Source organism: Actinopolymorpha sp. NPDC004070 (assembly GCF_040610475.1).
In the GTDB taxonomy this organism is placed as follows: domain Bacteria; phylum Actinomycetota; class Actinomycetes; order Propionibacteriales; family Actinopolymorphaceae; genus Actinopolymorpha.
Map to the genome: position 1 here is coordinate 117,896 of NZ_JBEXMJ010000017.1, position 6,941 is coordinate 124,836.

Sequence of the window (6,941 nt, forward strand, 5' to 3'; positions counted from 1 at the left end):
CGATCGGCCGATGTGACCAGCCCACCACGGACCCGGGGCCGCACGACATGGTCTGGGCTGTCGAAGACTGGAGGATCCACGCATGACAGGTCCGTTGCCGGACGTGGCGCCGCGGGCAGCTTCGGGAACCACCGCGGCGACCGAACCGGCACGGGCTCCGAAGCCGCTGGTTCAGCCCTTCGTCCCGGCACCGCTCACGTCGGTGGCGCCGGCTCCTTTCCCGGCACTGCTGCAGGCCAACGCCGTGCAGTTCGGCCCCGGTGAACGTTTCGGCTTTCCCCGGGTGGAGTCGCGGATGGTGACCTGGTGCCGAGCCGGCCGCGGCGAGGCGCGGGTCAACGGTGTGCGCTGCTCGCTGGAGCCGGGCGTCCTGCTCGTCCTCCCGTGGGGCCACCGGATCCACTACACGGCGGCGGAGGTCGATCCGTTCCTGCTGGTCGGTGTGCACCTCGTGCCCCGGCACGAGGAGGGTTTCCCGCTGGAGCCGACGGTCCCGCACGACGCGAACCACCGGTACGCCGGCTGCCGGTGGCGGCGCGACGGCGAACCGGACCTGGGCACGCAGGTGGTGGCCACGACCGCCGACGCGGCACCCGGGCTGGCCCAGCTGAGTGCGTACGCGGTGGAGGTGTGGCGACGGGGTACGCCGTCGGAGGCGTCGATCCGGGCGCTCGGAACGATGATGGTCGACGAGCTCACCGGGCTTGCGTGCCAGCTCGCCGCCCGCACCGGCGACCAGGCGGGGTACGCGGGACCGGCCGGGTTCGGAGGCCGGCCCGCCACCTGCGTGGTGCCGGACGAGGTGCGTCGCGTCCTGGCGTACGTCGAACACCATCTGGCCGACCGGCTCACCGTGGCCGGGCTGGCCGAGGTCGCCGGCTGCAGCGGCGCGACGTTGAGCCGGAGGTTCGACACCTACCTGCACCGGTCGCCGATGGGATGGGTGCTCGACCAGCGGATCGAGCGTGCCCGCGGACTGCTGCGCACCACGCCGCTGACGGTGGCGCAGGTTGCCCGGCGGTGCGGGTTCGCCGACGCGAACTACTTCTCCCGGATCTTCCGCGACCGCACCGGCCGCCCGCCCACCTCATGGCGCCGCCGCGAGCGCCTGCTCTGACGTACGTCCGGTAGGCCTTCGGCACGCTGGCCATCGTGGCCGAGCTTAGCCCGCACGAGCCGGCCGGCGTTCTGGGAGAAGATCACCCACAGCCCGCCGAACACGGAGAAGAGCAGGTCGTACTGATAGATCCGTTTCCGCCGAGGGGATCGCCCATCCGGCCGCCGACCAGCGCGGCCGCGCCGTACGACGCGGCGTTGGTTCGGACGAACGTGATCCGAGCGTGTCGTGCCGCCAACCGTCCGCGTCCGAACTCTCGACCCGTTGACCGGGCCCGGCCACCTGGCCGGGAGTCCGAACTCTCGACCCGTTGACCGGGCCCGGCCACCTGGCCGGGCGGTCACGGATATGCTCGCCCCGAACCTGCCCGCGACGCCTGAGGAGTACCCCAGTGATCGCGTCTGTGAAGCCGGCCGCCGTCATCGTGCTCGCCGCCGGCGAGGGCAAGCGGATGAAGTCCCGGACTCCCAAGATGCTCCACCAGCTCGGTGGCCGCACCCTGCTCGCGCACGCGGCCGGTGCCGGCCGCTCGCTGGAGCCCGAGCACCTCGTCGTGGTCGTCGGGCACGCCCGCGAAGAGGTCGCCGCCCACCTGGAGACCCTCGACCCGGGCGCCCAGCCGGTCGTCCAGGCCGAACAACGCGGCACCGGTCACGCCGTCCGCACCGCCCTGGAGGCCCTTCCCCCGCTGCGCGGCACCGTCGTGGTGACCAACGGCGACGTCCCGTTGCTGCGCCCCGGGACCCTGCGTGCCCTGCTCGCCACCCACGAGGAGCAGGGATCCGCCGCGACCGTGCTGACCGCGCAGGTCGCCGACCCCACCGGCTACGGCCGGATCGTGCGCGGACCCGACGGCGCCGTACGCGGCATCGTCGAACACCGCGACGCCACCCCTGCCCAGCAGGCGATCGCCGAGATCAACTCCGGGATGTTCGCCTTCGACGCCGCCCGGCTGGCCGACGCGCTCGGCCGGCTCGACGCCGACAACAGCCAGGGTGAGGAGTACCTCACCGACGTCCTCGCGATCCTTTCCGGTGACGGGCACCGGGTGGGCGCGTTCGTCGCCGAGGACGAGGCGGAGATCCTCGGCGTCAACGACCGGGTGCAGCTCGCCCAGCTCGGCCGGGTGCTCAACGACCGGATCCTCACCGAGTGGATGCGGGCGGGCGTCACGGTCCTCGACCCCGCCACCACCTGGGTGGAGGAGACCGTACGCCTCGAACCCGACGTCACGCTGCACCCCCAGACCCAGCTCCGGGGCGCGACCAGCGTCGCGTCCGGCGCCGAGGTCGGCCCGGACACCACGCTGACCGACGTCACCGTCGGCCCGGACGCCAGGGTTGTCCGCACCCACGGCGAGCGCGCGGTCGTCCGCGCCGGCGCCAGTGTGGGCCCGTACGCCTACCTGCGGCCCGGCACCGACCTGGGCGAGTCCGGCAAGATCGGGACCTTCGTGGAGACGAAGAACGCCGAGATCGGGCCGGGCGCCAAGGTGCCGCACCTCACCTACGTCGGCGACGCCACCATCGGTGAGGGCACCAACATCGGCGCCGGGACGATCTTCGCCAACTACGACGGAGTGCACAAACACCACACCGACGTCGGGCGGCACTCCTTCGTGGGCAGCGACTCCGTGCTGGTCGCACCCCGGCAGATCGGTGACGGTGCCTACGTCGCCGCCGGGTCCACGGTGGTCAAGGACGTCGGGCCCGGCGAGCTGGCGGTCGCCCGGGGCCAGCAACGCAACATCGGCGGCTGGGTCGCCCGCAAGCGTGCCGGCACCCGCACGGCCGAGGCGGCCGAGGCCGCCCAGTCGGCGGAGGCCACGGGGTCCGATACACCGTCCGGGCGGGAGAGGACGGGGGAGACCCGTGCACCACGGGCGAACGGGACGAGAGACACTGGCGATGTCGATGACGCGCCGAAGAGGAGTGAGCAGTGACCGGGATGAAACTCACCACCCAGAAGAACCTCATGCTCTTCTCGGGTCGGGCTCATCCCGGGCTGGCCGACGAGGTCGCCGAACTCCTCGAGGTCGACCTCGTGCCGACCACCTCGTACAACTTCGCCAACGGTGAGACGTACGTCCGGTTCGAGGAGTCCGTCCGCGGTTGCGACGCCTTCGTGATCCAGAGCCACCCGGCTCCGATCAACGAGTGGATCATGGAACAGCTGATCATGGTCGACGCGCTGAAGCGGGCCTCTGCCAAACGGATCACCGTGGTGACGCCGTTCTACGGGTACGCCCGGCAGGACAAGAAGCACCGCGGCCGGGAGCCGATCTCGGCCCGCCTGATGGCCGACCTGCTCAGCACCGCGGGTGCGGACCGGCTGATGGCGGTCGACCTGCACACCGCGCAGACGCAGGGCTTCTTCGACGGACCGGTCGACCACCTGTTCGCCCTGCCTGTGCTGGCGAGCTACATCGAGACCCGCGTGGACACCTCCCGGGTCACCGTCGTCGCGCCCGACTCCGGCCGGGTGCGCGTCGCCGAGCAGTGGGCCGACCGGCTCGGTGGCTGCCCACTGGCGTTCATCCACAAGACCCGCGACGTCAACGTCCCCAACTCCGTGGTGGCCAACCGCGTGGTGGGTGAGGTCGAGGGCCGTACGGCCGTGGTGGTCGACGACATGATCGACACCGGCGGCACCGTGGTGAAGGCCGCCGAGGCGCTGGTCGACGCGGGGGCCACCGACGTGATCGTGGCCGCGACGCACGGTGTGCTCTCCGACCCCGCCGTCGACCGGCTGAAGAATTCCCGCATCCGCGAGGTCGTGGTCACCAACACGCTGCCGATTCCGCAGGAGCACCGCTTCGACACCTTGACCGTGCTGTCCATCGCCCCGATGATCGCCCGCGCGATCCGCGAGGTGTTCGAAGACGGTTCGGTGACCAGCCTGTTCAACGGCGCAAGCTGATCACCTGCAGGTTTCTCATCCGCGACTCGGCGGACCCCTGCGCATCGCCTGACAGACCGGCAGGTATTCTTTCCCGGTTGCCTCGGCGAGGGACGCCCGTAACCGGCTCCGTGATCGACGCGGTTGCGGACTTGTGCGCCGCCGAGCAGCCATCGACCGCAGCCGACGTCGCACGTTCTTGAGGAGTAGTTTCCGTGTCCGAGGTCAAGATCAAGGCCGAGTCCCGCACCGAGTTCGGTAAGGGTGCGGCACGACGGATCCGACGCGCGGGTCTCGTCCCCGCCGTCCTGTACGGCCACGGCAGCGCTCCGGTGCACATCAAGCTGCCGGGTCACGAGCTGATGCTCGCGCTCAAGACCGCCAACGCCCTCTTCGACGTCGACCTGGGTGAGCGCAGCGAGCTCGCGATTCCCAAGCAGGTCCAGCGCGACCCGATCAAGGGCTTCCTCGAGCACGTCGACCTGCTGATCGTCCGCCGCGGCGAGAAGGTCACCGTGGAGGTGCCGCTGACGCTGACCGGTGAGGCCGCACCCGGCACGCTGGTCTCCAGCGAGCACACCACGCTGTCCGTCGAGGCCGAGGCCACGCACATCCCCCCCGGCATCGAGGTCTCCATCGAGGGCTCGGAGATCGGTACGCAGATCCTGGCCAAGGACATCCCGCTGCCGCGCGGCGTGACCCTGCAGCTGGACCCGGAGGCGCTGGTCGTCAACATCACCGCCGCTCCGACCGCCGAGCAGGTCGAGGGCGAGCTGGCCGAGGCCGAGGCCGAGGTCGGTGGCGAGGGTGCCGAGGCGGCCGCCGAGCCCGAGGCCACCGAGGAAGGCGCCGGCGAGGAGCCCACCGAGGAGCAGGAGTAGTCGAGCCGTACGCCGGCCCCTACCTACACACCTGCGTAACCCTCCATGTCCGACAGCATGTCCGGTAGTCCATGGCTGGTCGTGGGCCTGGGCAACCCCGGGCCCACGTACGCCGCCCACCGGCACAACATCGGCCAGCAGGTCGTCGACCTGCTGGCCACCCGGGTGGGCGGGAAGATGAGGCCGCATCCACGTGGCCGCGCCGACGTCCTCGAAGGGCGCCTCGGCGGCGTTCCCGGCGTACGCGTCGTGCTGGCCCGGCCCCGCTCCTACATGAACGAGACAGGCGGCCCGGTGGCGAGCCTGGCCACCTTCTACAAGGTTCCGCCTGAGCGCGTGGTGGCCGTCCACGACGAGCTCGACATCCCCTTCGGCGCGCTGCGGCTCAAGCTCGGCGGCGGCGACAACGGCCACAACGGTCTCCGGTCGATCCGCCGCTCTCTCGGCACCGGCGACTTCCATCGCGTGCGGTGCGGCATCGGCCGCCCACCGGGGCGCCAGGACCCGGCGGACTTCGTGCTGTCCGGCTTCTCCGCGGCCGAGCGCAAGGAAGTCCCGCTGTTCGTCGACAACGCCGCCGACGCGGTCGAGGCGCTGGTGGCCGAGGGACTCGACCGTGCGCAGAACACCTGGCACGGCTGACCTTCTCGCCTGCGGGACGCGCTTCGTCGACCCCCGCGAGGGTTGACGACGACGTTCAGATCACGGTTCGATCTCGCATGCAACTTTCTCCGCCCTCGGGGAGTCGGTGGGTACGTAGGTGCCGGCTTCGCGCCCGGGGGGTGCGTGGAGCCGGCATTTTCATGTTTACCCTCCGGCCCACTGGGAACCCATTTTTGTCGGACACACAGCTTCGTTTGGCTGAGGCCGACAACGACCCCTGCCTATGGTGAATGAATTGGCCAGACGGGAGGGGCCACCGTGTTTCGAAAACTTTTTCTCGCAGTATTACTCGCGGTCGTGCTGATTGCTGGGGCCGCGTGTCAACCGGGCCAGAAGCCGGCACCAGGGGGCGGTGTCGTCAAGAGCACCTGCGGTGTGGGTACAAAGCTCACGCCGAAATGTGGTGCGTGGTGGGGGGTTGCCGCCAATCCTCTTGCCGGAGAAAGCTGGGACACGGCGCTGACGAATTTCGAGACCCAGATCCAGCGGCCGGTGAACATCGCGCACTACTACCACTCGTCCGGGCAGTTGTTCCCGACGTCGTCGGAGATAGCCCGGGCGAACCAGCCGGGCAAGGAACGCCTGCTGCTGATCAACTACAAGCCCGAGGGCGGGAAGACCTGGGCACAGGTGGCAGCGGGTGCGCAGGACGCCAGGCTGGACGCGCTGGCCGCGTACATCAAGGCCAACTTCAACAAGCCGTTCTTCCTCACGATCCACCATGAGCCGGAGGAAGAGGTCGTCCCGACGACGGGATCCGGTTACACCGCACAGGACTACCGTGCGATGTACCGGCACGTCGTGCAGCGGCTGCGTGCGAATGGTGCTACCCAGATCGTCACGGTGATGGACTACATCGGGTTGCCGAAGTGGGGAAGCCAGCCGTGGTTCGAAAGCCTGTACCCCGGCAACGACGTGGTCGACTGGATCGCCTACGACCCCTACATCTTCGGTAGCGGCTCATACTGGGGTCCCGTTTCCGATCTCTTCAATCGGAAATTCCCCGAGTACCCGAAGTGGCCCGGCTTCTACACCTGGGCGACACAGTTCGCACCCGGAAAGCCGTTGATGCTCGCCGAATGGGGAGTGGGGGAACAGCCGGGTAATCCGGCCGGTAAACCGGATTTCTTCAAAGCGCTGGGATCGCAGGCAAAGAACTGGCCGGCGGTGAAGGCGATGGTGTACTGGAACGCCGCGGCGGACCGCACGGTCGGAGCGACCCGTATCGACTCCACGACGGCGTCGTTGCAGGCGTATCGCACCACGGGGCTGATGCCGTACTTCAACCCCTAATGGGGTTCGACCGGCGTTTCGCGCCCAAGGCTAGGGCTGTTGGGCGTGAGGCTGGTCGCCGAGCCGCCGTCGGGTGAGCACTCTTCAGT

The 6,941-nt window shown here is 69.7% G+C and carries 6 protein-coding genes; all 6 read left to right on the forward strand.

Annotated features, from left to right (window positions below):
- The first annotated feature begins 82 nt into the window (after window positions 1-82).
- Window positions 83-1,117, forward strand: coding sequence for a helix-turn-helix domain-containing protein (locus ABZV93_RS26250; RefSeq protein ID WP_354941089.1), 1,035 nt, complete (start codon window positions 83-85; stop codon window positions 1,115-1,117).
- A 391-nt stretch (window positions 1,118-1,508) separates the two neighbouring features.
- Window positions 1,509-3,059: a bifunctional UDP-N-acetylglucosamine diphosphorylase/glucosamine-1-phosphate N-acetyltransferase GlmU gene (gene glmU, locus ABZV93_RS26255; RefSeq protein WP_354941092.1), complete on the forward strand. Its 1,551-nt coding sequence runs from the start codon at window positions 1,509-1,511 to the stop codon at window positions 3,057-3,059.
- 5 nt (window positions 3,060-3,064) lie between these two features.
- On the forward strand, window positions 3,065-4,036 hold the full coding sequence (locus ABZV93_RS26260; protein ID WP_354941113.1) for a ribose-phosphate diphosphokinase: 972 nt from the start codon (window positions 3,065-3,067) through the stop codon (window positions 4,034-4,036).
- A 194-nt stretch (window positions 4,037-4,230) separates the two neighbouring features.
- Window positions 4,231-4,896, forward strand: a complete 666-nt coding sequence (locus ABZV93_RS26265) for a 50S ribosomal protein L25/general stress protein Ctc (protein WP_354941095.1) — start codon at window positions 4,231-4,233, stop codon at window positions 4,894-4,896.
- 57 nt (window positions 4,897-4,953) lie between these two features.
- The gene (gene pth, locus ABZV93_RS26270; protein WP_354941098.1) at window positions 4,954-5,538 is read left to right on the forward strand and encodes an aminoacyl-tRNA hydrolase; all 585 of its coding nucleotides are present in this window, start codon (window positions 4,954-4,956) and stop codon (window positions 5,536-5,538) included.
- A gap of 279 nt (window positions 5,539-5,817) precedes the next feature.
- On the forward strand, window positions 5,818-6,852 hold the full coding sequence (locus ABZV93_RS26275; protein WP_354941101.1) for a hypothetical protein: 1,035 nt from the start codon (window positions 5,818-5,820) through the stop codon (window positions 6,850-6,852).
- The last annotated feature ends 89 nt before the right edge of the window (window positions 6,853-6,941 follow it).